The sequence below is a fragment of the Streptomyces solitudinis genome (genome assembly GCF_036323765.1).
Classification (GTDB): Bacteria; Actinomycetota; Actinomycetes; order Streptomycetales; family Streptomycetaceae; genus Streptomyces.
Genome location: NZ_JAZDCW010000005.1, coordinates 298,086 through 323,722 on the forward strand (window position 1 = coordinate 298,086; position 25,637 = coordinate 323,722).

25 protein-coding genes are annotated in these 25,637 nt (G+C 74.3%); 9 read left to right on the top strand and 16 right to left on the bottom strand.

Annotated features, from left to right (window positions below; all coding sequences use genetic code 11):
• Window positions 1-58 precede the first annotated feature (58 nt).
• Window positions 59-1,231, top strand: a complete 1,173-nt coding sequence (locus V1J52_RS15420) for a flavin-containing monooxygenase (protein ID WP_330140583.1) — start codon at window positions 59-61, stop codon at window positions 1,229-1,231.
• Between the two features lie 287 nt (window positions 1,232-1,518).
• On the opposite strand, the gene V1J52_RS15425 is transcribed toward V1J52_RS15420, so the two are convergent.
• Together V1J52_RS15425 and V1J52_RS15430 are read right to left on the bottom strand one after the other, a co-directional pair.
• On the bottom strand, window positions 1,519-2,034 hold the full coding sequence (locus tag V1J52_RS15425; protein WP_330140364.1) for an ATP-binding protein: 516 nt from the start codon (window positions 2,032-2,034) through the stop codon (window positions 1,519-1,521).
• A gap of 355 nt (window positions 2,035-2,389) precedes the next feature.
• Entirely contained in the window at window positions 2,390-2,749 is a 360-nt protein-coding gene (locus V1J52_RS15430; RefSeq protein WP_330140584.1) for an STAS domain-containing protein, read from the bottom strand.
• Window positions 2,750-3,134: 385 nt separating this feature from the next.
• Here V1J52_RS15430 and V1J52_RS15435 point away from each other — a divergent pair, with 385 nt between their 5' ends.
• Window positions 3,135-3,698 (top strand): sigma-70 family RNA polymerase sigma factor, encoded by a 564-nt coding sequence (locus V1J52_RS15435; protein ID WP_330140365.1) that lies wholly within the window; start codon window positions 3,135-3,137, stop codon window positions 3,696-3,698.
• Window positions 3,695-4,996 carry a maleylpyruvate isomerase N-terminal domain-containing protein gene (locus tag V1J52_RS15440; protein WP_330140366.1) on the top strand — a complete coding sequence of 434 codons (1,302 nt, stop codon included), beginning with the start codon at window positions 3,695-3,697 and terminating at the stop codon, window positions 4,994-4,996. Before V1J52_RS15435 ends, V1J52_RS15440 begins: the two co-directional genes overlap by 4 nt.
• Window positions 4,997-5,033: 37 nt before the next feature.
• On the opposite strand, the gene purU is transcribed toward V1J52_RS15440, so the two are convergent.
• Window positions 5,034-5,927, bottom strand: coding sequence for a formyltetrahydrofolate deformylase (gene purU / locus V1J52_RS15445; protein WP_330140367.1), 894 nt, complete (start codon window positions 5,925-5,927; stop codon window positions 5,034-5,036).
• Between the two features lie 31 nt (window positions 5,928-5,958).
• The gene (locus V1J52_RS15450; RefSeq protein ID WP_443075840.1) at window positions 5,959-6,405 is read right to left on the bottom strand and encodes an SCO4402 family protein; all 447 of its coding nucleotides are present in this window, start codon (window positions 6,403-6,405) and stop codon (window positions 5,959-5,961) included.
• Window positions 6,406-6,578: 173 nt separating this feature from the next.
• Here V1J52_RS15450 and V1J52_RS15455 point away from each other — a divergent pair, with 173 nt between their 5' ends.
• Window positions 6,579-7,922, top strand: coding sequence for an ABC transporter substrate-binding protein (locus tag V1J52_RS15455; protein ID WP_330140369.1), 1,344 nt, complete (start codon window positions 6,579-6,581; stop codon window positions 7,920-7,922).
• Between the two features lie 31 nt (window positions 7,923-7,953).
• On the opposite strand, the gene V1J52_RS15460 is transcribed toward V1J52_RS15455, so the two are convergent.
• Together V1J52_RS15460 and V1J52_RS15465 are read right to left on the bottom strand one after the other, a co-directional pair.
• Window positions 7,954-9,645 (bottom strand): hypothetical protein, encoded by a 1,692-nt coding sequence (locus V1J52_RS15460; protein WP_330140370.1) that lies wholly within the window; start codon window positions 9,643-9,645, stop codon window positions 7,954-7,956.
• 240 nt (window positions 9,646-9,885) lie between these two features.
• Window positions 9,886-11,277: an NsdA family TPR-like regulatory protein gene (locus V1J52_RS15465; protein WP_330140371.1), complete on the bottom strand. Its 1,392-nt coding sequence runs from the start codon at window positions 11,275-11,277 to the stop codon at window positions 9,886-9,888.
• Between the two features lie 287 nt (window positions 11,278-11,564).
• On the opposite strand from V1J52_RS15465, the gene V1J52_RS15470 reads away from it, so the two are divergent.
• Window positions 11,565-12,269 (top strand): bifunctional DNA primase/polymerase, encoded by a 705-nt coding sequence (locus V1J52_RS15470; RefSeq protein WP_443075841.1) that lies wholly within the window; start codon window positions 11,565-11,567, stop codon window positions 12,267-12,269.
• A gap of 62 nt (window positions 12,270-12,331) precedes the next feature.
• Here V1J52_RS15470 and V1J52_RS15475 read toward each other — a convergent pair whose 3' ends face one another.
• On the bottom strand, window positions 12,332-13,225 hold the full coding sequence (locus tag V1J52_RS15475; protein ID WP_330140373.1) for an alpha/beta fold hydrolase: 894 nt from the start codon (window positions 13,223-13,225) through the stop codon (window positions 12,332-12,334).
• 533 nt (window positions 13,226-13,758) lie between these two features.
• The gene (locus tag V1J52_RS15480) at window positions 13,759-14,454 is read right to left on the bottom strand and encodes an iron-dependent transcriptional repressor DtxR (RefSeq protein ID WP_330140374.1); all 696 of its coding nucleotides are present in this window, start codon (window positions 14,452-14,454) and stop codon (window positions 13,759-13,761) included.
• A gap of 151 nt (window positions 14,455-14,605) precedes the next feature.
• Between V1J52_RS15480 and V1J52_RS15485 the strand changes: the two genes are divergently transcribed.
• Window positions 14,606-15,361, top strand: a complete 756-nt coding sequence (locus tag V1J52_RS15485) for an SIS domain-containing protein (RefSeq protein ID WP_330140375.1) — start codon at window positions 14,606-14,608, stop codon at window positions 15,359-15,361.
• Here V1J52_RS15485 and V1J52_RS15490 read toward each other — a convergent pair.
• A complete protein-coding gene (locus V1J52_RS15490) occupies window positions 15,349-16,734 on the bottom strand; it encodes a PAS domain-containing protein (protein WP_330140376.1) in 1,386 nt (461 codons plus the stop codon). The genes V1J52_RS15485 and V1J52_RS15490 overlap by 13 nt on opposite strands.
• Window positions 16,735-17,253: 519 nt before the next feature.
• Complete coding sequence (pdxH, locus tag V1J52_RS15495) at window positions 17,254-17,907, bottom strand: pyridoxamine 5'-phosphate oxidase (protein WP_330140586.1); 654 nt, start codon at window positions 17,905-17,907, stop codon at window positions 17,254-17,256.
• A 483-nt stretch (window positions 17,908-18,390) separates the two neighbouring features.
• On the opposite strand from pdxH, the gene V1J52_RS15500 reads away from it, so the two are divergent.
• Entirely contained in the window at window positions 18,391-19,491 is a 1,101-nt protein-coding gene (locus V1J52_RS15500) for a citrate synthase 2 (protein WP_330140377.1), read from the top strand.
• Window positions 19,492-19,634: 143 nt separating this feature from the next.
• Window positions 19,635-20,597, top strand: a complete 963-nt coding sequence (locus tag V1J52_RS15505; RefSeq protein ID WP_330140378.1) for an LPXTG cell wall anchor domain-containing protein — start codon at window positions 19,635-19,637, stop codon at window positions 20,595-20,597.
• A 194-nt stretch (window positions 20,598-20,791) separates the two neighbouring features.
• Here V1J52_RS15505 and V1J52_RS15510 read toward each other — a convergent pair whose 3' ends face one another.
• From V1J52_RS15510 to V1J52_RS15535, 6 genes are all read right to left on the bottom strand, one after another.
• Window positions 20,792-21,277 (bottom strand): deaminase, encoded by a 486-nt coding sequence (locus V1J52_RS15510; protein WP_330140379.1) that lies wholly within the window; start codon window positions 21,275-21,277, stop codon window positions 20,792-20,794.
• The gene (locus tag V1J52_RS15515) at window positions 21,267-21,956 is read right to left on the bottom strand and encodes a RibD family protein (RefSeq protein ID WP_330140380.1); all 690 of its coding nucleotides are present in this window, start codon (window positions 21,954-21,956) and stop codon (window positions 21,267-21,269) included. Before V1J52_RS15515 ends, V1J52_RS15510 begins: the two co-directional genes overlap by 11 nt.
• Window positions 21,957-21,976: 20 nt before the next feature.
• Window positions 21,977-22,483, bottom strand: coding sequence for an SAM-dependent methyltransferase (locus tag V1J52_RS15520; RefSeq protein WP_330140382.1), 507 nt, complete (start codon window positions 22,481-22,483; stop codon window positions 21,977-21,979).
• 123 nt (window positions 22,484-22,606) lie between these two features.
• Window positions 22,607-23,380, bottom strand: coding sequence for a GntR family transcriptional regulator (locus V1J52_RS15525; protein WP_330140383.1), 774 nt, complete (start codon window positions 23,378-23,380; stop codon window positions 22,607-22,609).
• Between the two features lie 86 nt (window positions 23,381-23,466).
• The gene (locus V1J52_RS15530) at window positions 23,467-24,003 is read right to left on the bottom strand and encodes a GNAT family N-acetyltransferase (protein ID WP_330140384.1); all 537 of its coding nucleotides are present in this window, start codon (window positions 24,001-24,003) and stop codon (window positions 23,467-23,469) included.
• Window positions 24,000-25,280 carry a helix-turn-helix transcriptional regulator gene (locus V1J52_RS15535; protein WP_330140385.1) on the bottom strand — a complete coding sequence of 427 codons (1,281 nt, stop codon included), beginning with the start codon at window positions 25,278-25,280 and terminating at the stop codon, window positions 24,000-24,002. Before V1J52_RS15535 ends, V1J52_RS15530 begins: the two co-directional genes overlap by 4 nt.
• Window positions 25,281-25,451: 171 nt before the next feature.
• On the opposite strand from V1J52_RS15535, the gene V1J52_RS15540 reads away from it, so the two are divergent.
• The gene (locus V1J52_RS15540; RefSeq protein ID WP_443075830.1) at window positions 25,452-25,637 is read left to right on the top strand and encodes a hypothetical protein; all 186 of its coding nucleotides are present in this window, start codon (window positions 25,452-25,454) and stop codon (window positions 25,635-25,637) included.

Here is a 25,637-nt window from a genome sequence, read left to right on the forward strand (position 1 = left end):
CGGCGGCCGGTTCCGCGTCGCGGGGCGACCGCGCGCGGTTAAGCTCATCGGCATGCCCATGTCCGACCACAGCACACCTGTGCACATCATCGGCGCGGGACCCGGCGGTCTCGCCACGGCCGCCGCCCTCAGGTCACGCGGCGTACGCGCCGTCGTCCTGGAGAGGTCCGGCGCCGTCGGGGCGTCGTGGCGCGGCCACTACGACCGGCTGCGGCTGCACACCACGCGGCGCTGGTCGTCGCTCCCCGGCCTGCCCATCCCCCGCTCGGCGGGGCGCTGGGTGCCGCGCGACGAGCTGGTGCGCTACCTGGAGCGCTACGCGGAGCACCACCGGCTGGAGATCGCGGCCGGTGTGGAGGTCAACCGGATCGAACGGACCGAGGACGGGCCAGGGGACGCGCGCTGGCTGCTGCGGGCCAACGGCGGCCGGGAGCTGCGCGCCCCCGCCGTCGTGGTGGCGACGGGCTACAACCACACCCCCAGGGTGCCCGACTGGCCGGGCCGCGACGGTTTCACCGGCGAGCTGCTGCACGCCGCGCAGTACCGGAACCCGGAGCCCTACGCGGGTCTCGACGTGCTCGTGGTCGGCACCGGCAACACCGGCGCCGAGATCGCCGTCGACCTGGCCCGGGGCGGCGCCTCCCGGGTGCGCCTGGCCGTGCGGACGCCCCCGCACATCGTGCGCCGGTCCACGGTGGGCTGGCCCGCGCAGGCCACCGGCATCCTGTGCCGGCGCCTCCCGGTCCCGCTGGTGGACGGCGCGGCGTCCGCCCTGCGCCGGGTGAGCGTGCCCGACCTGTCGGCGCACGGCCTGCCCCGGCCGCAGCGGGGCCTGTACACCCGGGTGCGCGAAGGCGCCATCCCGGTGCAGGACGTGGGGCTGATCAAGGCGGTGCGCAAGGGGCGGGTGGAGCCCGTCGCGGCCGTCACGTCCTTCGACGGGGACGCGGTGCACCTGGCGGACGGCTCCGAGGCGCGTCCGCAGGTGGTGATCGCGGCGACCGGCTACCGGCGCGGCCTGGAGGAACTGGTGGGCCACCTCGGAGTGCTGGACGGCCGCGGCATGCCCCGTGCCCACGCCCGGCGCCCGGCGGCTCCGGGGCTGTACTTCACCGGCTACACCAACCCCGTCAGCGGGATGCTGCGCGAGCTGGCCAGGGACGCCGACCGCATCGCCAGGGCCGTCGCCGCCGCGCACCCGCCCCGCCGGAAGGACCCGGCCGACGGCTAGGCACGGCGGCTGGCGGAGGCCCGATCCGGGGCCGGGGGACCGACCGGAGGGGCGTGATCCGCACGCGCGCCCCAGGCGCCGGGCCGGCGGCACGCCGCCACGCTCCCCCTTGGGCGTGGCCGACGGCCGCCGCCCGGCTCGACGAGGACCCGCACTCGCCGAGGAGACGACGGAACGCACGGCTCCGGACGGCCCCTCGACGTCCCCTCACGACGAATCGCTCCCGACCAGGGTGATCACCCGGACACGAAAGGTCAACACCTGGTCCGGACTTCGCCTGCGGCATGTCACACGGCGCCGGTCATGCTCCGGCGGGCCGGGTGGGCATATGCCCCCGGCGCCACCACGTCGGGCGCGTTCCCGGCGCTGACGGGCCGGGGGATGGCGCCGAGCCCCGTGCCGGGCGAACCGTCCAGCTCACACCAGATGCGCTTGCCCGCGCCCTCGGGGTGCCAGCCCCACCGGTCGGCCAGCCCGTCCACCAGTTCCAGGCCGCGCCCGCCGGTGTCCGCCTCACCCGCGTGCCGCGGCAGGGGAGCCGCGTCGCTGGCGTCCGCGACCTCGACCCGCACGGCCCGCCCCGCGCCGACGCGCTCCGGCAGCAGCATCCGCAGGACCGCGGGCGCACCGGTGTGGACGACGGCGTTGGTCACCAGTTCCGAGATCAGCAGGATCAGGGTCTCGCCCAACGGGCCGTCCGCGCTGATCCCGGACCCGGCGAGCCGCCCCCTGGCCCACCTCCGGGCGCGTCCGACCTCCATCGGGTCCGCACCGATCTCCAGTTGCACCTGAAGCATCTGCACCGCTCACACCACCAGTACCGACGGAGTCACAGGCCGTAACCCCGGAGCAACACAGCCTGCTCGACGCCCGGTCGTGCGAACAACCGGATCAGGCATATTCCGGCGCAAAGGAGTACGCGTCCTGCACGCTGTGCGACGCCCGCCCCCGGAAGTCGAACGCGACACCCTCCGGCCTGCGACGCACCTCACGGAGCGTACCCGAGGCCGGGCGCGGCCGGACCCGGCGGACCGTCACGACACCGTATCGACCGGCCACGATTCCGCAGCGGCGCCCCGCACGCCCCGGCACGCCGTTCCGGATTCGTCACGCACCGTGACGCCTGGGCGCAGGCGTGGCGGGTCGGGGGTCGTGGCGTCAGGCGCTCAGCGGGCGCGCGGACTCGTCCGTGGCGGCGTCGAGGTCCGGATAGCAGGCGAAGAGGCGGCGGACGCCGAGCGCGGCGAGCACCCGGTTGACGTGGGAGCCGTCCACGGCGCCCTGGGCGGGCAGGATGAGCCGCAGCGAACCGGTGCACGCGTGCATCAGGCGGCGCGCGGCGATCAGGACGCCGACGCCGCTGGAATCGCAGAAGAGCACGTGCGAGAGGTCGAGCACCACGTGGTGCCGACCGTCGGCGACGGCGTCGTGGACGTGCTGGCGGACCGCGGGCGAGGTGACGAGGTCCAGCTCCCCTGACACCCGCAGCACGGTCCACTCACCCCGTTCCTCCTCCATCACCTTCAGCGACACGTGCCAGAAGCCCTTCCCTCGCCCTGCCGGAACCGTTCTCCCCCGCCGTGGCCGCCCTTCCCGCCACGGCCGGACCGGCAGCCGTCGTCCCCCCGACCCTAAGCCCAAGTCACGCCGAGCCCTCAGCCGTTCCGGTCACGCTCGTGCAACTCGCCAACCGAAACGCTCCCATAGCGGTCATTACCCCTCCCGGTCCGGTCCACTTCCCTGCGCACCGTGAGGCGACCGCCACCATCCGGAGCCGCCCGGCGGGCCGCCGCGAGGCCCGCCGCGGGGGCGCACTTTGCCGCAAAGCGGCATGCGCCGCCGGGTCCGTCCCCTACATTTCCCCTACGTTCGTCCTACGCGAAGGGCTTTGGGGGCCGAGACGATGGCACACGACACACCACCGCGCTGGGACCGCAAGATGCAGCAACGGCTGGTGCGCGGTGAGGCCGCCGCACTCGGCGAGCTGTACGACCGGTTCGCCTCCCTCGTCCACGGCCTGGCCCACCGCGTGCTGGAGGACGAGGACGCCGCCGACGGCGTCACCCGCGAGGTCTTCGCGCACATCTGGGAGAACCCCGACTCCTTCCGGCCCAAGGAGGGCCCCATGCGGTCGTGGATCGCCGCCGTCACCCGGCAGCACGCGGTGCGCAGGCTGCGGCTGCGGCACGGCGCGTGCGGCGGACCACCCGAACTGCTGGAGCAGCGGGTGCGCGCGGCCTCCGCCGCCGCCCGCGCCGACTACATCGTCAGCGCCATGCCCGCCTCGCTGCGGACGGCCCTGGAACTGGCCCACCGCAAGCGGCGCACCTACCAGGAGGCCGCCGAGGACCTCGGGGTCACCGCCGACGAGGCCCGGCGGCGGCTGCGGCTGGGACTCCAGCTCCTGTCCACCGCCGCGCCGCTGCCGCCCGGTGGCGACAGCGGGAGCCCCGGAGGCCCGCGGTGAACGGTTCCCAGCAGCCCGGCGCGTCCCCCGGCGACGGCCCGCACCAGCCGCCGCGCATACCGTTCCCGCGGGCGGCGGCGGACGACCACGGGCACGAACCGCGCGTCCCCGCCCCGCGCGACCCCGCCGCGTCCGCACCCGCCCCGGCCGCGAGCGGCCCGCCGGCGGACGCCGCCCTTCCCCACACCGCCCTCCCCCACCCCGGCGCGTACGACCACGCGGTGCTCAAGTCCCTGCTCGGCGCCTGGGCGCTGGCGGCCTGCCCGGCCGGCGAGACGGCCATCGTCGAGGCCCACCTGACCGACTGCGCCTCCTGCGCCGAGGAGGCGCTGCGGCTGCGCGACGCCGTCGGGCTGCTGCGCCGCGAGGAGAGCCTCGACCTCGACCCGGCCCTGCGCGTCCGGGTGCTGGAGGGCTGCCTCGACCGCCGCCCGGCGCGCATCCCCGTTCCCGGGTGGGCCGGGCCCTACGACGCCGAGACGGCACGCCTGGACGCGCTGCTGCGCGACATGGACGCCGACGAGTGGGACCGCCCGGTGCGGCTGCGCTGGTTCGACGGGGAGTGCCCGCGGGCCCGCAGCGTCACGGTGGCCAAGGTCGTCGGGCACCTGACGGCCGTGGACGGCCAGGTCGCCGCCGCGCTCGGGCTGCCCGACCCGCTGCCGGAAGCCGCGGGGAGCGGCTACACGGTGCGTACGGAGGCGTACTGGCGCGCCCAGGCAGCGGGGCCGCCCGGCGCCGTGCACCCGCCCTGGCGCGAGCAGAGCCACGCGCTCGTGCGGGCCGCCGGGTTCGCCAGCGCGCGCGTGACGGAACTGGCCGTCCCCGGCACCGGGCTGGCCGTCCCCGACGCGTTCCTCGACCGGGCCTTCGAGTGCTGGGTGCACGCCCTCGACATCGCCGAGGCCGTGGACTACCCGCACGGGAACCCGGCCGCCGAGCACCTGCACCAGCTCATCGACCTGGCGGCGCGGGCGCTGCCGACCGTGCTCGCGGACCGCCGCAGGACGGGGCTGGCCGCACCGGTGCGGAGGCTCTCGGCGGCCGGAGCCCCGGGCCGGACCCTGCACCTGGAGATCGAGGGGCCCGGCGGCGGGGACTGGTACATCGCGCTGGATTCCCCGGGCGCGCTCGGCTCGCCCCGGGAGACGGTGGCCACCGTGGCCCTCGACGGGGTGGAGTTCTGCCAGCTCGCGGCCGGGCACGTCCCGCCGCTGGACGCCGCGGCGGGAGCCGAGGGCGACCGGGAGGCCGTCCGCGACGTCCTCCTCGCCACCGCCTCCCTCTCCCGCCTCTGACGGCGGCGGGCGGCGGCACCGCGCGGCGGCGCCAGGCCTACGCGAAGACGACCGTGCGGTTCCCGTTCAGCAGCACGCGGTGCTCGCTGTGCCACTTCACCGCGCGGGCCAGCGCCTGGCACTCCACGTCGCGGCCGACCGCCACGAGCTGCTCCGGCGTCACCTCGTGGCCGACGCGCTCGACCTCCTGCTCGATGATCGGCCCCTCGTCCAGGGCGGCGGTGACGTAGTGGGCGGTGGCACCGATCAGCTTGACGCCCCGCGCGTGCGCCTGGTGGTAGGGCTTGGCGCCCTTGAAGCTCGGCAGGAAGGAGTGGTGGATGTTGATGACGCGTCCGGCCAGCGCCTTGCACAGGTCGTCCGAGAGCACCTGCATGTAGCGGGCCAGGACGACGAGTTCGACGCCCTCGTCCTCCACCAGCCGCAGCAGCCGGGCCTCCGCCTCGCCCTTGGTATCGCGGGTGACCGGGATGTGGTGGAAGGGCACGCCGAAGGACGTGCACAGCTCCTCGAAGTCGGTGTGGTTGGAGACGACGGCGGCGATCTCCACCGGCAGCGCCCCGATCCGGGAGCGGAACAGCAGGTCGTTGAGGCAGTGCCCGAACCGGCTCACCATGAGCACGATCCGCATCTTCGCCTCGGCGTGGTGGAGCTGCCAGTCCATCTGGAACGAGTCGCCGACGGCGGCGAAGCTCGCCCGCAGCTTCTCCAGCGTGACCGGCGCCTCGGCGCTGAAGTGCACCCGCATGAAGAACAGCCCGGTGTCGTGGTCCCCGAACTGCCGGCTGTCCTCGATGTTGCAGCCGGTCATGAACAGGTAGCTGGACACGGCGTGCACGATGCCCTGCTTGTCGGGGCAGGACAGCGTCAGCACGTACTGGTCCGGACCGCCGGGGCGGCCGGTGGCGGGGGTGGGCGACGACGGGCTCATGCGCTCAAGGGTGGCACATCCGGCGGGCCGCTCAGGCCGCCCTCAGCATGATCGCCAGCACGTCGAGGGACCGCGGCGGCTGCTCCGGGTCCTCGCCGTCGTTCGCGGCCAGCAGGACGTGCGCCTCGCGGGCGGCCTGCCGCGCCTCCTCCCAGCCCGGGTGCTCCAGGTAGGCGGCCACCGGGGCGTCCGCGCCGACCTGGTGGACGATGCGCAGGACGCGCAGCACGGCCGCGTCCACCGCCGCGGCCTCCGCGGCGTCCCGGAAGACGGCGCCCACGTACTTCTCGGCGGACCAGTGGTCCAGCCAGGTGTCCTCCACCAGGCGGTAGACGGCGTCCGTCACGTCCCCGTAGCCGGGGCGGCCCGCCAGCCAGTGAGTCTGCTGGAAGGCGGCGTCGGAGAGCATGTGCAGCGCCGAGCGCACGTTCGCGCGCCAGCGCCACCAGGGCATGTCGTTGACCGGCATGCCGTCCATGGTGGTGGAACGACGGCCGCGACGGGAAGGGGTCTCCTGAGCGTGCACGGTCACAGATCGTACGTTCCCGCTCCGGCCGCCCCGGGCGGTGACCCCGCTCTTCACCCTCCGGCCACTCATCGTTCGGTTTTCATCACTCGACTGTTACGGGCACACCGGCAGGGTCGCATGACATGACCGAACGGCGCCGTCCCCGCCTCCGCCCCGTCACCGCCACCGCCCTGGCCGCTGCCGCCGTGGGCGCCTCGCTCAGCGGCTGCGGCGCGCTGCCCGGCGGTCCGGGTGATCCGATCACCGTGATGACCTGGGCTCCCGAGGAGACCAAGGCCACCAACATGCCCGGCATGACCGCGCTGGCCAGCGCCTACGCCCGCTGGGTCAACGCGGAGGGCGGCATCAACGGCCGCGAGCTGAAGGTCGTCACCTGCAACGAGGGCAACGAGACCGTGCGCGCCGCGCACTGCGCGCGGCAGGCGCGCGAGGTGGGCGCCGTCGCGGTCGTCGGCTCCTACAGCCAGCACGGGCGCATCGTGATCCCCTCCCTGGAGACCTACGGCATCCCCTACCTCGGCGGCTACGGCGTCACCGAGGAGGAGTTCGCGAGCCCGCTCTCCTTCCCCGTGAACGGCGGCCAGCCCGCCCTGCTGGCGGGCAGCGGGCGGCAGCTCGCCGACGTGTGCGCGAAGGTCGCCCTGGTGCGCCCCGACACGATCGCGGGCGACGAACTGCCGGGCCTGTTCAACGCGGGGCTCGCCAGCCGCGAGAGCGAACCGGCGGCCGACGTCCGCGCCCCGGAGGACGCGGCGGAGTACACCGACGAGGCCCGCCGGGCGCTGCGCGGCGCGGGGGTGGAGCCGGGCGAGGCCCCCGGCGGAGAGCCCGGCGGCTACGCCGCGCTGACCGGCCCGGCCGACGGCGGGCCGGAGGCGTCCGGTGACGGCGACGACGCGTGCGTGGCCGCCGCGCTCGGCGGCCGCACGGGCACCTTCATCGACTCCTTCGCCCGGCTGCGCCAGGCGGACTCCCCGGTGACGTTCGCCTCCGTGCTCGGCAGCGTCGAGCAGTCGCTCGTCAACCGCACCGGCGGCAAGAACAGCATGCTGGAGGGCTCCTACGTCACGAGCTGGTACCCGGCCGGGGAGGAGCCGGTGTGGGACCGGATGAAGGCCGTCGTGCGCGAGCACGCCTTCGGCGACAACCGCATCGACCCGGCCGACCCGGGCGTCCAGACGACGTGGGTCGCCTACACCGTCCTGCGCTCCGTGCTGGAGTCCATGGAGGGCGAGATCACCCACCGGACGGTCTACCGGGCGCTGGACGACACCGGGCCGGTCAGCACCGGCGGCATCACCCCCGACCTGAGCTGGCGCTACGAGGACCTGCTCGGCTCCTCGTCCTACCCGCGCATCGTGAACTCCATGGTCAACTTCCAGCAGGTACGGGACGGGCAGCTCGTGGCCGCCCGCCGGGAGCCGGAGGACATCGCCGCCACGCTGGAGCGGATGACCGACATCTGACGGCCCGTCGCGCGGCGGGCGCCGCCCCGCCCTACAGCTGGCTGGGCTGGCGCTCGGACAGGCCGTGCTCCCTGGCCGTCGGGTTCCACAGCCTCGCGGCGTCCTCCTTGGCGGCGGTCGCCTCGCCGCTCGCCCGGTTGGCCTGCTCCAGGGAGCCGGTGCTCTTCGCCTGCCCGTCCGGACAGCCGCCGTCGCCCGCGACCTCGTCCGCCCAGGCGGCGTAGTGGTCGTCGGCGGCGGCGGACGCCTTCCAGGCCGCCGTCAGCCGGCTCGTCAGCTCCGCGTGGTCGGGCAGCTCGCCGACGTCCAGCTTGCCGAGGCGGGTCACCAGGTCGTTGCGCTGGGCGGCGGCGTCCCGCAGGTCGCGGGCCGCCGCGTCCAGCTTCTCGCACTTCTTGATGTTCTCCACGGACCGGATGACGGCGTCCCGGCTGCTGTTGCTGTCGGCCAGCAGCTCGTCCAGGGCCTTCGCCTGCGCGACGGCGCCGTCGGTCTCCGGCTGCTCCTGCGGTGGCTGCTCCTCCTCCGGCCCGGCGGACGGCCCCGCGCTCTGCTCCACCTCGTCGCCCGGGGTGTCGTCGCCGCCGCTGAGCGCGGCTCCCACGGCCAGCCCGACGCCGATGATGACGGCGGCGGTCACGGCCACGATCAGCGCCGGGCTGCGCCTGCGGCCACCGGGGCCCTCCGGCTCCCCGGGCCCCAGCTCGTGGCCCGCCCCGCCCGGCGGCGGGGGCGGCCGGTGACCGGCGGAGCCCTCGTGCGGGTAGCCGTAGCCGGGCCGCTGCGGGTAGCCGTAACCGGACTGCGGCGGGTAGCCGTAGCCGGGGCGCTGCGGATAGCCGTAGCCGGACTGCGGCGGGGTCTCCTGCGGCCGGGCCGCGTGCGGGGCCGCCGCCGCGCCGGGCGCGGGACGGAACAGGTTGTCGAACTCCGCCGGGGGCTGCCGCTCGTCGGGCGTGCCGGGCCGGACGCCGTACGGCTCCCCCGGCGGCGGCTCGTGCTGCGCCTGGCGGTGCTGCTGCTGGCCCTGCCCGTGCTGGCCCTGCCCGTGCTGCGTCTGGCCGTGCTGCGGGTTCTGGTGCTGCCCGGGCCGGTGCGGGACGCGGCGCAGGACCTGCGTGCTCTCGGGGCCGCCGGGCGCCGGTCCGCCGGGCGGCTGGGCACCGGACGCCGGAGCACCGGGGGCGGCGCCGTAGGGCGGTATGAGCTGCGTGGCGTCGGCGTCCCCGGCACCGGGCGCGCCCTGCTGGTGCTGCGGCTGCGGGGCGCTCTGCCTGCCCAGCGTGTGCGTCGCGTCGTCCGCCCCGCCGTAGCCGCCCGGGGCGGGCTGCGGCGGCAGGAGCTGCGTCTCGTCGGCCGCCCCGTACCCCGCCTGGGGCGGCTGCGTCCCGGGCCCGGCCTGGGCGTACGGCTGCTGGGCGTACGGCTGCGGGGGCGCGGGCGGCTGCGGGGCGTACGGTGCGCCGCCCTGCGGCGGCAGGAGCTGCGTCTCGTCGGCCGCCCCGTGCCCGGGGGCCGGGGACGGCGGCTGGGCGGGCGGCGGCGGGACGGGCGCGGCGGACCGCCGCGCGGCGTCGTCCGGCCCCCAGGGCTGACCCCACGGCTGGCCTCCGGACGGCGCGGGCTGCCCCTGCTCCTCGCGGCCGCCGGGCCACCGTTCCCCGTTCGACGGCAGGACGACGCCCTCGCGCGGCTCGTCGCCCTGTCCGCTGTGCGCTGTCACCGACGGGCTCCTCACGACCTGATGCACCAAGAACGCCCACCCAGCCGGTACGGGTGGCGCGTTGAGCGCGGCACGCCCGGACGGGGTGCCGCCCGCTCACGCTACCGGTTGGCTCGCACACCCGACCACGTCCTCCCCCGGCCGCGGCCCCGGCGTCCCGTTCCGGCGCCTTCGGCCGGTGCTCCTGGTGCGTCGCGGTCCGTGCGGGGCGCCGGTGCCCGGAACGGACCGGCGGGCCCCTCAGGCGGCGACGGCGAGGTCCGCGCGGGCGGTGAACTCGCGCACGACGGGCTCCTGTGCGAACGGTTCGAGCCGGCCGCGGAAGCCGTCCAGGTACTCCTGGCTCCGCCGGGAACGCAGGCCGCCGAGCAGGTCCAGCGCCCTGGCACCGGTGTGGCACGCCTGGTCGATGTCGCGCTGCTGCGCCTGGGCGTCGGCGAGCAGCAGCAGCCCGATCGCCCGGCGCCGGGCGCGGCCCTCGGGGTGCTGGGCGATCGCCTCCTCGGCCCGGCGGCGGGCCGGGGCGGGCTGGCCCAGGTCGCGGTGGCAGTGGGCGAGTTCGTCGGCGAGGTAGGCGGCGTCGAAGTGGGCGATCCAGGGCGGGTCCTCGCCCGCGTCGGTCGCGTCCCCGGCCTTCTCGAACGCGCTGAGGGCCCGCCCGGCGGCGAGCTGGCAGGACCGGGAGTCGCCGAGGACGGCGTGGCCCCGGGCCTCGGCGGCGTGGAACATGGCCTCGGTGCGCGGGGTGACCCGGCCTCTGGTGCCCTCCTGCGCCGCCCGCGCGAGCTGCGCGATCTCCCGGGGGCTGCCCAGCTCGGCGGCCAGGTGGCTCATCCCGGCGGCCAGCACGTACCCGCCGTAGCCCCGGTCCCCGCCCGCCTGGGCCAGGCGCAGGGCCTGGACGTAGTAGCGCTGGGCCAGCGCGGACTGCCCGGTGTCCACCGCCATGTACCCGGCCAGTTCGGTGAGGCGCGCGGCTGCGGCGAACAGGGCCCGTCCCACCGGTTCCCGGTAGGAGCCGGTCAGCAGCCCGGCGACGACGCTGTTGAGGTAGTGCACGACGACGGGGCGGACGTGGCCGCTGCCGAACCGGTGGTCCAGCTCCGACAGCGCCGCGTGGGTGGCCTCGACCGCCGCGACGTCCCCCGCCCCCACCCGGGGGCCCGTGCTGCGCGCGACGTACGGGTCGGGCACGCTGATCAGCCAGTCCCGGCTGGGCTCGACGAGCGCGGAGGCGGCGACCGACCGGCCGGTGAGGAACTCCCGGCGGCCCACGTCACCGCGCCACAGCTCGCAGACCTGCTCCACGGCCGCGGGCACGGTCGCCGCGTACTCCAGGCCCACTCCGGCGCCCGGGTTCCGGCCGGCGGCCATGCCGATCTCGTCCACGGTGACCGTGCGCCCGAGCTTGCGGCCCAGCGCCTCGGCGATCATCGAGGGCGCCCGGCCCCGGGGCTGCTGGCCGCGCAGCCAGCGGGCCACGGACGTCTTGTCGTACCGCAGGTCGAGCCCGTGCTCGGCCCCGGTCAGGTTGACGCGGCGGGCGAGCCCGGCGTTGGAGCAGCCCGCCTCCTGGATGAGTGACGCGAGGCGGTCGTTCGGCTGACGCGCTACGAGTGGCCTGGCGGCCATGCGGGTCCCCTCTCGTGCTGGTGGCAGATCGGGTGGAAGCGTTCGGCGGGTCCGCAGTCTCGGCTGCGGCTGGCAGGAAGGGTGGCTACCCACCTCGCGGTGCCGACCCGGGCGCGCGCCCCCGCGGGTGCCTCCGTGCGCCGTCCGGCCGACCGTGTGCCCCGGGCGGCACCGCCGCGTGCCCCGGTCCGGCCCGTCGGGGCAGGGCCGGGCTGCCGGAACGATGCACCACGTACGGCCTTCCCCCACGGCCGTAACCGTTGGTGAGCGGCGCAGTTGTGCGGGGCGTGGAAGAAACGATCGTCACTCCGGCTGCCCCGGCGCCCCCGGGCCCGGCCCGCGAGCCGTCCCGCCAGGTGCCGTCGCCGCGTGGGGACACCCTGCTCGATCACGCGGCGCGCTACGCCGCCGAACGGCACTGGGACGTCGTGCCCGGCACCTGGCTGGAGATCGCCGACGGGGTGCCGCGCTGCGTCTGCGGCGCCGCCGCGTGCCCGGCGCCCGGCGCGCACCCCGCGTCCCGCGACTGGGCGGCGCTGGCCACCGGCAGCGCCGCGGGGGCCCGGCGGCTGTGGGAACGGACGCCGTTCGCCTCGGTGCTGCTGCCGACGGGGCGGACGTTCGACGCCCTCGACGTGCCGGAGGTGGCGGGCTGCCTGGCGCTGGCGCGCATGGAGCGGACGGGCACGCCGCTGGGGCCCGTCACGTGCACGCCGGACGGGCGGATGCTCTTCCTCGTGCTGCCGGGCACCTCGGTCCGGGTGTCCGGCGCCCTGCGCGGGCTGGGCTGGTCGCCGGGGGCGCTGGACCTGGCGGCGCTCGGGGAGGGCGGCTGGATGGCCGCGCCGCCGACCCGGGTGGGCGTGCGCGGCTCGGTGCAGTGGGTGCGGCGGCCCACGGAGGTGAACCGCTGGCTGCCGGACGCCGGGGAGCTGCTGCCGCACCTCGCCTACGCCTGCGGGCGGGAGGCCGTCACGTCCCGGGGGCGGTGACGTCTGGGTGCGGTGACGTCCCGGGCTCGGCGACGTCCCGATGCGGTGTCCGCGCTCGCCGGTCAGGCCGGGAACACGCCGTCCAGGAACGGTTCCACGGCCTGCCGCCAGGCGTCGGGCTGGTCGTAGTGGACGAAGTGGCCGGCGTCGGCCACCTCCGCGTAGGCGCCGCGCGGCAGCACCCGCACCATCTCCATGGCCTCCGCCCGGCCCAGCTCGCCGTCGATGCCGCGCACGACGAGCGTGGGGCAGTGGACCTGGCCCAGCTCGTCCCAGTGGGCCTCGTGGACCCACGTCTCGCGGGCCGTCAGCATCTGGCGGCGGGAGAACACCGGCCGCCAGCCGTCCTCCCCCTCGGCCATCACCTCGGCGTAGAAGTCGCCCCGGGCGCGGCTGGGGCGCTCCAGCGTCGGGTCCTCCTCGCCGAACCACTTGCGCACGTCGGCCTGCGTGGCGAAGGGCAGTGGCCAGGACCGGTACCACTCCTCCCACTCGCGCTGCGACTGCTCCCCGAGCGCGGAGGCCCGCATGTCGCAGACGACGACCGCCCGGACGAGGTCGGGGCGGCGGGCGGCGAGCTGCCAGGCCGTGAGGGCGCCCATGGCGTGCCCGACGAGGGCGACCGGGGCGAGCCCGAGCTGTTCGACGGCGGCCTCGGCGTCGGCGACGTAGGCGTCCCGGTCGAACGGCCCGCCGGGCGGTTTGCCGCTGCGGCCGTGCCCGCGCTGGTCGAGCCCGACCGCGCGGTACCGGGCGGACAGCCAGCGCGCGGTGGTGGCCCAGTGGGACGCCCGGCCCATCAGCCCGTGCAGCAGCAGGACGGCCGGCGGCGCGTCCTCCGGCGCGGGAGTGCGGCCCGGCACGGTGGTGCCTGACGGACCCTTGGGCGGATCGGCGAACTCCCAGGCGGCGAGGCGGACCCCGCCCGTACCGGTGACGTCCGTGCGTCGGAGCATGCGACCTGGCACCCCCATTCCTCGTGGCCGTGCGATCGGTGAGCCGTGCGGCGCGGCGGCGGGCAGCCGTCCGTCCCCCACGATATCGAACTGTCATTCGAACACGGGGAGGCTGGGCGCAACTTCCCTCCATCGTGTGACGGCTCCTCACGATTGGCCGCCGACCCGGAGGGGGGAGAAACTAACGAGAGGACGGCGCCGGACAGGGCCGGGAGGACCCCGGCGCCCGGTGGGTCGGCCCGGGACGCTCGGGGACTCGGGCCGCACCCGGGGCCAGCGGCGGCACCAGGCCGCCGCTGGCCCCGCACCACAGCGGAGCCCGCACCGTGCTCCCGTTCCATGGCCGGCACCTCCTCCGCACGCATATGCGTCCACGCCAGCGTGTCACGACGGCTCACGCCCGCGCACGGAACAAGCCAACTCGCGCGCGGCCCGGCCGCCGGGGTGCCGGACTCCCGCCCGGCCCCCGGCCAGCCCCTGGTCGGGGCGGGGAGCGCATGGTCAGCGCACCCGGCGCGTGCCCGGCGCGCGCCTCAGCGCTTCGCCACGAACACGTGCGCGGCGATGTCCGGCCGCAGCTCCGCCGCCTCGCCCCCGCTGCCCACGTGCACGCCGCCGGCGGCGCCGACGGTGGCCGTCACCACCGAGCCCGGCTGCACCCCGGCCCGGCGCAGGGTGTACATGAGCTGCGCGTCCGTCTGGATCGGCTCGCCGATACGGCGCACCACGACCGTCTTGCCGTCCGGCCCCGGAGCCAGGTCGGCGAGGCTCACCATGGCTTCGGCCAGGAACGGCTCACCGTCGCCCGTCTCGCCCAGCTCCTCCAGGCCCGGGATCGGGTTCCCGTACGGGGACTCCGTCGGGTGGCGCAGCAGCTCCAGCACCCGCCGCTCCACGGCCTCGCTCATGACGTGCTCCCAGCGGCACGCCTCCGCGTGGACCTGCTCCCACTCCAGGCCGATCACGTCCACGAGCAGGCACTCGGCCAGCCGGTGCTTGCGCATGACGCGGGTGGCCAGCCTGCGGCCCTCCTGCGTCAGCTCCAGGTGGCGGTCGCCCGCGATCGTCAGGAGGCCGTCCCGTTCCATCCGGGCGACCGTCTGGCTGACCGTGGGTCCGCTCTGGTCCAGGCGCTCGGCGATTCGGGCACGCATGGGCACGACGCCTTCTTCCTCCAGCTCCAGGATGGTGCGGAGATACATCTCCGTGGTGTCGATGAGTCCTGACATGTGGATTCGTGCCCCTCGTGAGCTGTGCGGTGGCCCTCTGCCAATTCTGACGCATCCCGTCGGCTTCCGTTCCCGGATGCCCCCCACGGAGCCGTCCGGGACGTCACCGCACTCTGGTACGGACCTGTCCCGGTCCTCTACCGTGTGCCCAATGAGCGCGAGCGAGCTTGCCGGACAGTTCTTCGACAGCGCGATCAGACTGCTGGAGCAGGTCAGGGACGAGGAAGCGGAGTCCGTCGCGGCGGCCGGCGCTCTGCTGGCCGACACCGTGGCCGACGGCGGACGGCTGTTCGCCTTCGGTGCGGGCCACTCCTCGCTCGTCGCCCAGGACGTCGTCTACCGGGCGGGCGGCCTCGCCGTCGTCAACCTGCTCGCGGTGCCGGGCGTCGTCGGCGTGGACGTCCAGCCCGCCACGCTCGGCAGCGCCCTCGAACGCGTCAGCGGCCTCGCGGCCGCGGCCCTGGACACCTCCCCCGCCCGGTCCGGGGACACCCTGATCGTCGTCTCGCTCTCCGGACGCAACCCGCTGCCGGTGGAGATGGCGGTGAACGCCCGCGCGCTCGGGCTGCGCGTCATCGGCCTCACCTCGGTCGCCTACGCCGGGGCCACCCGTTCCCGGCACACGTCCGGCACCTTCCTCAAGGACCACTGCGACGTCGTCCTGGACAGCCGCATCCCCGTCGGCGACGCCACCCTCAGCGTGCCCGGCGTCCCCGCGCCGTTCGCCCCCGCGTCCAACGTGGTCGCCGGCGCGCTGATCCAGGCCGTCGTCGCCACCGCTGCCGGGGAGCTGGCCGCACGCGGCATCACCCCGCCGCTGCTGCGCTCGGGCAACGTGGACGGCGGCCACGAGTGGAACGACCGCGTCATGTCCGAGTACGCGGACCGGATCTTCTACCGCCGCTGAGCCGCCGCCTGCGCCAGATCCACGGCGGCGGCCACCCGCACCGCGATGTCCTGCGCGTACCCGGTGTCCGCGCGGTCGAAGGCGCGCCGCGCCGGACCGCGCAGGAACGTCGCCACGCCCAGCGTGCGGCCCCGGCTGCGCAGCACCGTGCTCAGGCCGTACGCCGTGCCCTCCGGCCAGAGCCGGGCCGCCGCCCACTCCGGCGACGCGCTGCCGCCCGCCCCGGTGCGGACCGGGCCGCCGTGCTCGTACGCCTGGAGCGCCGGATGATTGGCCGGATACGGCACGGGCAGGCCGCTTCCCGCGTCCGGGTGCCAGTTCTCCGGCGTGCCCCCGGGGGCGTGCGCCGCCCGCACCAGCCGGGTCCCGGACGTCAGGTCGAGCAGCGCGTGGTCCGCGTACCCGGCGAGGGCGAACTCCAGGTGGATGGTCGCCGCCTCCATCGGGTCCTCGCACTCGGCCGCCGCCCGCGCCGCGCGGTGCAGCTGGCTGTCCCGGAACCGCAGCCGCGCCGCCTGCTGCTCCGCCAGCTTCGCGTCGGTGACGTCCTGGAACAGCCACGCAACCCCCAGCGGCACCGGCTCCTCGGCCAGCGGCGAGGACAGCCGCAGGAAACCGCTGCGCCAGCACCGCCGCAGCGGCGTCTCCACCGGCCCGTCGCCGTGCGGGCGCAGCGTCAGCCACAGGTCGGCCGGGGCGGGCGGCGTGCCCTCCGCCAGGACGTGCCCGAGCGCACCCTCCAGCTCCTCCAGGCCGTTGCCGAGCAGGTCGCCGAGCGGGCGGCCGAGCAGCGCGGAACGGCGCATGCCGAACGTCCGGGCGGCGTGCGCGTTGACGACGGCGGGGCGCAGGTCGGCGTCGATGAGGACGACGCCCCAGGACGCGTCGTCGAACATCGCCTCGCTCAGCGCGATCGAACGCTCCAGGTCGATCTGGGCGTGCACCTCGCTGAACGCGCAGTACACCCCGGCCGGACGCCCGTCCGCGTCCCGCACCCCGCAGGACTGGGTGCGCACCAGCACCCGGCCGCCGTCCTTGGTCAGCAGCGGGATCTCGTGCACCTGACGGCCCGGCTCCGTCATCGCGGCGAGCAGCCGCGACTCCACGTCGGGGGCGTCGGCACTGCGCACCGCCCAGTCCGTGAGCCCGCGCCGCCCCACGGCCTCCTCCGGACTCCAGCCGAGCATGCGCTCGGCCTCCCGGTTCCAGTGCGTGACGACGCCTTCGGCGTCGAAGGCGCACAGCGCGGCGTCCATGCCGTCCAGCAGGGCGGCCAGCAGCGACTCGTCCCCGCCGGGCACCGGGGAGCGGCGCGTCCCGCCCGTGGCCGGTTCCGACGCGGGCTCGTAGTGGGTATCGGGCTGAGCAGGCATCTGGGCACCCCCGGGGTCACGCTGCCGCTTGTGGCGGTTGCTCGCTGCTGCGCCGAAGCGGCCTACATGCAGGTTGCACGCACGCTCATTCAACGTGAACGTGACCCGGCACACAGCTGTTTCGGCGAAATCGTTGCGGCCCTGCAATTCGGTTGCCCGCCGCCGGGTGCCGGAGTTAGCGTGCGGGCACACGAGAGAGGAGGTGATCCGGTAAATGATTGACCACCGGACGCGTGAGGTGACTGCGGCCTAAGGGCCTGCCGTCGCGCTCAAGCGCACAGCCGGCCTCGCCGGCGTATTACCACGCAGTCACCCGGCCCGCGGGTTGCCGGTACGTCCGACCGGCCCCGACCGCGCGAGCGGTCGCGGAGCGACCCGCGGGCCGTCTGCGTGTCCGCGCCCCCTCCGTCCGCGCGCTCTTCCCCCGCGCACCCCCGTCCGCGCGCCCCGCCCGCGCCCCCTCACCTGCGTCCGCCGGCCGCGCGCCACGCCGTGCCCGGCTTCCGGCCCGGCGCGCCGTCAGGGGCTGAGACGGGTGAGGGTCCAGGCGGCGGGCGCGCCGTCGGCGGCCGGGCCGTCAGCGGACGCGCGGTCGTACCGCAGCCGGTCGTGGAGCCGGTTCTCACGGCCCTGCCAGAACTCCACCGTCTCGGGCACGACCCGGTACCCGCCCCACCGCGGCGGCGCGGGGATGTCCGAGCCCTCCGGGTAGCGCGCCGCCAGCTCCGCGTAGAGCCGGTCCAGCTCCTCCCGGGAGGCCACCACCGAGGACTGCTCGCTGGCCCACGCGCCGAGCTGCGAACCGTGCGGCCGGGTGCGGAAGTACGCAGCCGTCTCCGCCCGCCCGATCTGCTCGGCCCGGCCCGCCATGATCACCTGCCGGGCGACGCCGTGCCAGGGGAACAGCAGGGAGACGTGCGGGTTCTCCGCGATCTCCCGGCCCTTGCGCGAACCGTGGTTCGTGAAGAACACGAGGCCCGCCCGGTCGTAGCCCTTGAGCAGCACCGTGCGGGTGCTGGGACGCCCCCGCGCGTCGGCCGTCGCCAGCACCATCGCGTTCGGCTCGTGCAGCCCGGCCTCCCGCGCCTCGTGGAACCAGCGGCTGAACTGCTCGAACGGCTCCTCGGCGACGTCCGTCTCCAGCAGGCCCCGGTGCCGGTAGTGGGCCCGCATCGCCGCCGGGTCCAGCGCCCGGCGGGCCCGGTCCGCCGCGGCCTCGGCCGTGTCCGCCGCGGCCTGCGCCGCGTGGGCGGCCCGGACGGCGGGGTCGAGCGCCGCATCGGCCGGGGCCGCCGGATCGTGGGCGGAGGCGGCGTCCGCGGGGTCGTGGGCACGGTCGGGATGAGGCACAGGATCATCTTGCAGCATCGGCCCCCGGTGCCGGGCGAGTCTGCCCGCTCTTTCCCAGCCGTACACCTCGGCGCCGCCGATCGCCGCATGTGCCGCTTATCACGCGCTCACCGCAGTGACGAACCAGCAGAAAACGCTGTTCCGGAAGGTGTGGACCCGGCCCCCCGGAGCTATCGTGTTCGACCGCGCCCGGGTCGGCCGACCCCCCGTCCCGACCGGGCCCATCCCGGATCACGGCAGCGGACCGCCAGCCCAGGAACACCCAGGCGGCGGAACCGCTCCGACCCCGTCACGAGGAGCCGCCTGATGTCCGACTTCGTTCCCGGCCTCGAAGGAGTCGTCGCGTTCGAGACGGAGATCGCCGAACCCGACAAGGAGGGCGGCGCGCTCCGCTACCGCGGGGTCGACATCGAGGACCTGGTGGGTCACGTCTCCTTCGGCAACGTGTGGGGCCTGCTGGTGGACGGCGGCTTCAAACCCGGACTGCCGCCGGCCGAGCCCTTTCCGATCCCCGTCCACTCCGGCGACATCCGGGTGGACGTGCAGTCCGCGCTGGCGATGCTCGCACCCGTGTGGGGCCTGAAGCCGCTCCTGGACATCGACGCCGCCCAGGCCCGCGACGACCTGGCACGGGCGGCCGTCATGGCCCTGTCCTACGTCGCCCAGTCGGCGCGCGGGCAGGGCCTGCCGATGGTCCCGCAGCGCGAGATCGACAAGGCCGACACCATCGTGGAGCGCTTCATGCGGCGCTGGCGCGGTGAGCCCGACCCCAAGCACGTCGCCGCCGTGGACGCCTACTGGACGTCGGCCGCCGAGCACGGCATGAACGCCTCCACGTTCACCGCCCGCGTGATCGCCTCCACCGGCGCCGACGTCGCCGCCGCGCTGTCCGGCGCGGTGGGCGCCATGTCCGGCCCGCTGCACGGCGGCGCGCCCTCCCGGGTGCTGGGCATGATCGAGGAGATCGAGCGCACCGGCGACGCCACGGCGTACGTGAAGCGGCAGCTCGACAAGGGCGAGCGGCTGATGGGTTTCGGCCACCGCGTCTACCGCGCCGAGGACCCGCGCGCCCGGGTGCTGCGCCGCACCGCGAAGGAACTGGGCGCACCGCGCTTCGAGGTCGCCGCGGCGCTGGAGAAGGCGGCGCTGGAGGAGCTCCAGGCCCGCCGCCCGGACCGCGTCCTGGCCACCAACGTGGAGTTCTGGGCGGCGATCATGCTCGACTTCGCCGAGGTGCCCGCGCACATGTTCACCTCGATGTTCACCTGCGCCCGCACGGCCGGGTGGTCGGCGCACATCCTGGAGCAGAAGCGCACCGGCCGCCTCGTGCGGCCCTCGGCCCGCTACACCGGCCCCGGCCTCCGCAGCCCCCGCGAGATCGAGGGCTACGCCGAGATCGCCCACTGACCCCTGGACGCCCCGGCCCCGCCCGCCGGGCCGGGGCGGCTCCCGGCTCCCGGCCGCCGAGCGTTTCAACGATGACGTCCGGTAACGCGATGTCCTACCCTTGGCTCTCTTTTGCCATGACCATGAGGAGGCCACCCATTCGTATGCGTCGTGCAGTCGCGTCCGCCGCCGCCACCGCCGTCATCGCCCCTCTCGCGCTGCTCGCGGCCCCCGCCGCGTACGCCACCGGGACGTCCGGCACGGACCAGTCCACCGCCCAGTCCGAGGGCGACCCGGGTGCGGACGAGGAGACCGCCACCGGGGAGCAGCCCGCCGCGGAGCCCCCGGCTGAGGAGTCTCCGGCTGAGGAGTCTCCGGCCGGGGAAGAGGAGCCGGTCAGCGAGGAGAAGCCGGTCGTCAAGGAGCCGGTCGAGCAGTGCGAGGCCGTCGAGGACGGTGACGGCGTCACCGCCACCGTCAACGGCGTGCCCGAGCAGATCTACTCCGACGGCGGCTGGGAGACCTTCTCCTTGACGGTCACCAACCACACCGACGAGCCGCGGGAGCTCACCTCCGCGCACGTCTGGAAGGAAGCCTTCAACGAGAGCCTCCCGGACGCCACCCGGTACGTCCGGATACAGGCCAACCCCGACGGCACCTGGGCGGAAGTCGGCAAGAAGGACGGGAGCGACGACTCCGGCCTCACCGGCTGGAGTTCGCTGGCCGCCGACGAGACGGCCAGCCTCCAGATGCGCATCCGGGTGGACCGTGCCCCCTCCTCGCTGGGCGTCGCCCTGAACTACGCCTTCCACGTGGCGGGCGGGAACACCTGCGCGGAGAAGGTGAGCGACCGCTACCTGTTCAACGTCATCCCGGCTGGCGGGAATCCGAACGGCAACGACTCCACGCCGCAGGGTGAGGAACCGAAGCCCGTCAAGCCGACGGAGGCGACGGAGCCGACGGACGTCAAGCCCGACGCGGACCCGGAGCAGTCCGGCCACCTGGCGGAGACCGGTTCGGACACGAACCTGCCGGCGTTCGGGCTCGCGGGCGCGGCCGCTGTCGCCCTCGGCGCCGGCGCCATGTTCGTCGTGCGTCGCCGCAGGGACGCCGACACCGCTGCCTGACAGCAGCGGTAGGCGGCACAAGACCGCGGGGTTCCCGGCCTCCCAGAAGGCCGGGAACCCCGCGGCGCTCGGAAAACCGGTCCAGGCCGCCTCCGGCGGCACGCTCGGGCCCAGCGTGTTCCGCCGGTGGGCGTAACCGAGCAACGCCACACCGTCGCAGCGCTCAAGGACTCAGGGCGGGCACATAACCGCCCTCAGCCCTGACGCCTGCGGCTCGCGGGGTCCTGTTCCACCGGCTCGGTGAGGTGGCGGTTGGGGGCGCGAGCGGCGTCGGCCAGCTCCGGCAGCTCGGTCACGGTCACGCCCGCGTCCTCCAGCATTTCGACTCCCACGCAATCCGCGACGAAGTGGCTCGGCTCACGCCAGGCAATCACCACACGCGGAATTCCGGCCGCGAGGATGAGGCGGGCGCAGGGGCGTGGACGGGACTTGCGTTCGCTGCACGGCTCCAGGGTGCTGTACAGGGTCGCGGTGCGGAGGCGGGAGTCGTCCGCGCCGAGCTTCGACAGGGCGGCCTCCTCGGCGTGGACGTGCTCGTCGCTCTCCCTCGAGAACCCTTCGGCCAGGACGTCACCGCCCTCACTCACGATCACCGCTCCCACGGCGTAGGCCGTGTCCGAGCGCGGGCAGCGGTGGGCCAGCTCGATCGCCCGCCGCATCCAGCTCTCGTCAGCGTTCATCCGGGCTCTCCTCCTTCGGCAGATATCGCAGCAGGACGACGTCTCCCACCGTGCGGGCCTCCGCCAGCCGCATCCGACGCGTCGGACCGCCGGGATACACGGCCGGGTGCAGGAAGCGGGGCGCATCGCTCTGGCCCACCAGCAACGGGGCCACGGCCATGTGCAGTTCGTCGGCCAGGCCCTGGGAGAGGAAGGCGGTGTGCACCTGGCCGCCACCCTCCACCATCAGCCTGCGGACACCCCGTCGGCCGAGGTCGTCGAGCAGGGCGCCGAAATCGATCTCCGGCCCGGTGGACACGACTTCGGCGAGACCGGCCAGCCGTTCCTTCAGCGCAGAGGCACGGTCCTCCGTCGTGTAGACGAGCTTGTCGCCACCGTGGTGCCAGAAGTTCAGGCCGGAGTCCAGGTTTCCGGTCGCCGTGACCGTGACCTTCACCGGATACGCGGGTCGGCCCTCGGCCACCCGGGCTGCTCGCCGCTCCTCGCTGTTGACCAGCAGCCGGGGATTGTCGGCACGCATCGTGCCCGCACCGATCATGATGGCGTCGTAATCGGCGCGTACCTGGTCCACGCGGTCGAAGTCAGCCGCGTTGCTGAGCAGCAGCCGCTGCGCCCCGGCGTCGTCGATGAACCCGTCCACGGACGTGGCCACACTCAGCAGCACGTACGGACGCGACATCGGTTCCTCCTTCGGCGGGGTCACGTCGGCAGGGGCCGTTCGCCGTCGTGGTGCGGGGCGTAGTAGTCGGTGAGCATTTCGGTGGGCCAGTCCGGCTGGTGCAGCGGGCCGCGCGGCCCCATCTCGGCGAACCACGGCTTGATGTCCAGCACCGGTGTGCCGTCCACCGCGTCGAGGTCCTCGACGTGCAGGTCGAGCCCGTCCACCTCGATGAGACGGCAGCGTGAGACGCCGAGCCAGTTCACGCGGCGCATGTTGCGGTGCCCGAACGTCCCGACCTGCGGCCACGCGGGATTGTCGCGCGGCCGCCGCGCCCCCAGATGGAGGTCGGTGGGGTCGGTGAGGTGGAAGCGGAAGACCACCTCCAGGTGGGAGAACTCGGCCAGCCCCTTGGTGGCGTCGGGGGTGTACCGCGGATCGTCGATACGGATGATGGCGCGCGTACCGCCCCAGTAGTCGTCGGTCGGCTCCCTGCGCCCGCCGACGACGTGTGCCAGCGCCTCGACGGTGTACGACTCGCCGCTCATACGCGTTCCTCTCCCTGCGGGCACCTACGCGGACTACCGCGCCCACGGTACGGGGACGGGGCACACGAGGCGGCTCACCCCGCAGAGGCACTTCCCCCGGCCTCCCACGTCAGCCGAGGCCGCTCAGAACTCGTACTGGAGCTCGTAGAGGTGTCCGGCCTTGGTCATGACGGTGGCCTCGATGGGACGGAGCCGGTCGCCGGTTCCGCCGTACACCACCCGGAACGTGCGCAGGACGGGCAGGTCGCCGGGCAGCCGCAGCGCCTCGTACTCAGCCTGGGTCGGCACCCGGGCGGAGACCCGGTCCACCGTGCGCTGCGGCGGGTGGCCCAGTTCGGCGAGAAGCGTGGGAGTACCCCCACGGATGCGGCGCGGCTCGGTGAGGGGCGTACCGGCCGCGAGGTCCGACGGGTAGTAGCACGCGGCCAGTTCCACCGGTTCACCGTCGTGCCGGAGCAACTGGCGGCGCAGGACTGCCGTTCCCGAGGCGGGAAGCTCCAGCGCCTCGGCCACCTCGCTCGGAGGACGCACCTCGGCCACGTCCAGCAGCGTGATGCTGCCGCGCTTGCCCTGCCGCTGGGCGACGCTCAGCCACCGGTACGGCTCACCGGCAGCGACCGGTGCTCCGGTGTCGGCGGGCCGCACGGTCTCCTGCCGGTGCGCCCGCACCGTCACCGCCGCTCCCGGGTGTCCGATGGCGAGACGTTCATCCTCGAGGAGTCCGATCGCCTTCTGGATCGTGGCGTTCGAGACGTCGAAACGCTCCCTGAGTCGCTGCGTCGACGGCAGGTTCGTACCCGGTGCGAGGTCGCCGTCCATGATCTCGCCCCGCAGGTCCGCAGCGATCCGCTCGTGGAGTGGGCGCTTGTCGGCAGCGGCCTCTTCAGGTCCGGACACGTCACTCTCCTCCCTCCGGCCAGTAGGCCAGGCGCCATCGCGGTGCGGGGCATAGTAGTCGGTGCACTTTTCGGCGAATCAGTGATTCACGCGAGAATCGAACGGATCATGGCGGAGAGAACTGGGCCGTCTGCCGTCGGCTGCTGCGTACCGATCTCCTGATACCCCCAGGACTCGTACAGTGCCTTCACTTTGCCGCCTCCGGACCGAGGATTGACGAGGAGGACCGACTGCGTCTCCCGGCGAGCAGTCAGCAACTCGTCGTGTCCTCGCTGTGCGAGGCCAAGTGCGCGCCATCGCGCGCGCAGCATGCCTTCCTTGAACGCAAAGGTGAGCACACGGACGTGCGCAGGGAGGGGTGCAGGAGTAGTACGCGACCACCAACGGTCGTCGTGCTGGATCGTATTGCCGTAGGCATACCCGATCGCCTCTGCTCCGTCGTAGCCGATGAGGGCTTCCCATCCGGGCTCAGACGCATGACGGGCAAGGCGCTCCCCATAGCGTTCGACTGAGTAGTGGGGCTCATGAAGCCGCTCCCCCCACACCTTTGCGTAGATTTCGACGAGGGTGCTCCACACTGCGTCGATGTCGCTCGTACGGGTTAAGGAAATGTTCTTACTCACCGAGGGCTCCTTCGACAGTCTCGTACGTGCTCGTCCCACACGACTGCGTACGTGCTCGACGGTGCCAGCGTGTGGAGGGTGGTTCCGAACTGCCGCATGAGATCACTGACACGCGGTAGTTCCCTCATGGACTCCGCAGGAACGGAGCGGGCAGTGTCGATCGCCGCGTCCAGTTCGCGCTGGCCCAGTAGCGCCAGCGCAAGACGTGCCGTCACGACCGTACGGTCGCGCTGCATGCTCGGGCGCAGCAGCGCGAGGCTCCGGTGCGCATGCGCCTCTGCCTCCTCGTACTTCCCGAGACCGAGGTGGGCGGACAACGCCAGCTCCTCGATCTCGGCACGGTTGCACACCGCCGCCATCCACACGGGGCGAGGCTCGGTGGCCGATGCCCGCTCAAACGCCCGGTCCGCGTGGGCAAGCGCTTGACGTACGGCACGGACATCGCCGGTGAGACCATGAATCGCCGCCTGCCGGGCGTGGCCGAGTGAGGCGAACATCGGGTCTCGGCGGGCGATCGGAAGGTGCCGCGCGACGTCGTTGGCGGCCAGCGCGTCGGCAGGGCGGGCCATGTGGCGGTAGAGGCTCCCGGCATGTGACCAGATACGGAACTGAATGGTGGAGTCACCGGACATGGCCGCCAGGCTCGCCGCGCGGTGGAAGTGGCGCTGGGCGGCGTCGAAGCGGAGGCCGTCGATGGCTGCCCACATCGCGCTGGACGTGAAGGAGGCGGCACACCCGTACAGCGCGCCTCGTACGCGCTGGCCTGCGCGGCCCCGTGACTGCACCGCAAGGGCCTCACCAGCGAGCGCGGCGGCCTGGGCCTCGATCGTGACCTTTCCCCCATAGCGATGATCGTTGGCGATGATGGCCGCGAACTTGCTGTACAGGCGCTCCACGTCGCTCATGCCGACGCGGTTCCGCGCGGCGGCGGGCGGAGTGGGGGCGCCCACCGCGGTGAGCGCGGCGCTCGTGGAAGCACTGAGAAATCGACGGCGTAGCACGGCGTCCTCCGGTACCGCCAAGACGCGCTCGGCGGGTGGTCGTCGGGGTACGAAGCCCAGGTCCGTGACCGGGCAGTCGAATAGTGCCTCCAGCGCCGCCCGCTGCCGCTGATGCGGCCAGCGGGATTTTCCGGTCAGCCAGTTGCGCACGGTGCGGTCGCTGACTGTGCCTTCGTACCCTGCGGAGCGGAGGTCGGCGTTGACCGCCTCAGCCAGTTCCGCCTGCGTGAAGCCCGCTTCGGCCATACGCCGCTTGAGGGTCTCGTTTTCCTGCACGAGGACCAACGTAAATCTGTGACGCACTGTTGCTGAAGTCCTACTTCGGAAAATTTCCGGTTCGCCGTACCGCACTCAGCACGCTTATTGCCTCACCTTCCCTCATAAGCGCTCGTTCCATTGATCGAGGCACTGTGACGAACGCTGTCGCGGTGCGGAACCGCCGAGCCGATGGAAGAGAGCGGCATGAACGACTGTGCGGATTGCATGCGTCTGCGGCGTGCGGAGGAGGAGGCGAGGGTGCTGGGGGACCACTCGCGGGCGACGGACTGCCGGGTGCTGCTGCGCCGCCACGCGGCGGAGTGCCCGGGTGCGCGGACGCCGCTCGCGGGCGGCGGACGGCGGGGCGTCCGGTGA

Excerpts from the sequence above, each read along its gene's own strand:
- V1J52_RS15420 (WP_330140583.1), top strand. The coding sequence starts at position 59 with ATGTCCGACCACAGCACACCTGTGCACATCATCGGCGCGGGACCCGGC.
- V1J52_RS15430 (WP_330140584.1), bottom strand. The coding sequence starts at position 2,749 with ATGGAGGAGGAACGGGGTGAGTGGACCGTGCTGCGGGTGTCAGGGGAG.
- V1J52_RS15435 (WP_330140365.1), top strand. The coding sequence starts at position 3,135 with ATGGCACACGACACACCACCGCGCTGGGACCGCAAGATGCAGCAACGG.
- purU (WP_330140367.1), bottom strand. The coding sequence starts at position 5,927 with ATGAGCCCGTCGTCGCCCACCCCCGCCACCGGCCGCCCCGGCGGTCCG.
- V1J52_RS15450 (WP_443075840.1), bottom strand. The coding sequence starts at position 6,405 with ATGGACGGCATGCCGGTCAACGACATGCCCTGGTGGCGCTGGCGCGCG.
- V1J52_RS15455 (WP_330140369.1), top strand. The coding sequence starts at position 6,579 with ATGACCGAACGGCGCCGTCCCCGCCTCCGCCCCGTCACCGCCACCGCC.
- V1J52_RS15465 (WP_330140371.1), bottom strand. The coding sequence starts at position 11,277 with ATGGCCGCCAGGCCACTCGTAGCGCGTCAGCCGAACGACCGCCTCGCG.
- V1J52_RS15475 (WP_330140373.1), bottom strand. The coding sequence starts at position 13,225 with ATGCTCCGACGCACGGACGTCACCGGTACGGGCGGGGTCCGCCTCGCC.
- V1J52_RS15480 (WP_330140374.1), bottom strand. The coding sequence starts at position 14,454 with ATGTCAGGACTCATCGACACCACGGAGATGTATCTCCGCACCATCCTG.
- V1J52_RS15485 (WP_330140375.1), top strand. The coding sequence starts at position 14,606 with ATGAGCGCGAGCGAGCTTGCCGGACAGTTCTTCGACAGCGCGATCAGA.
- V1J52_RS15490 (WP_330140376.1), bottom strand. The coding sequence starts at position 16,734 with ATGCCTGCTCAGCCCGATACCCACTACGAGCCCGCGTCGGAACCGGCC.
- pdxH (WP_330140586.1), bottom strand. The coding sequence starts at position 17,907 with ATGCGGGCCCACTACCGGCACCGGGGCCTGCTGGAGACGGACGTCGCC.
- V1J52_RS15500 (WP_330140377.1), top strand. The coding sequence starts at position 18,391 with ATGTCCGACTTCGTTCCCGGCCTCGAAGGAGTCGTCGCGTTCGAGACG.
- V1J52_RS15505 (WP_330140378.1), top strand. The coding sequence starts at position 19,635 with ATGCGTCGTGCAGTCGCGTCCGCCGCCGCCACCGCCGTCATCGCCCCT.
- V1J52_RS15510 (WP_330140379.1), bottom strand. The coding sequence starts at position 21,277 with ATGAACGCTGACGAGAGCTGGATGCGGCGGGCGATCGAGCTGGCCCAC.
- V1J52_RS15515 (WP_330140380.1), bottom strand. The coding sequence starts at position 21,956 with ATGTCGCGTCCGTACGTGCTGCTGAGTGTGGCCACGTCCGTGGACGGG.
- V1J52_RS15520 (WP_330140382.1), bottom strand. The coding sequence starts at position 22,483 with ATGAGCGGCGAGTCGTACACCGTCGAGGCGCTGGCACACGTCGTCGGC.
- V1J52_RS15540 (WP_443075830.1), top strand. The coding sequence starts at position 25,452 with ATGGAAGAGAGCGGCATGAACGACTGTGCGGATTGCATGCGTCTGCGG.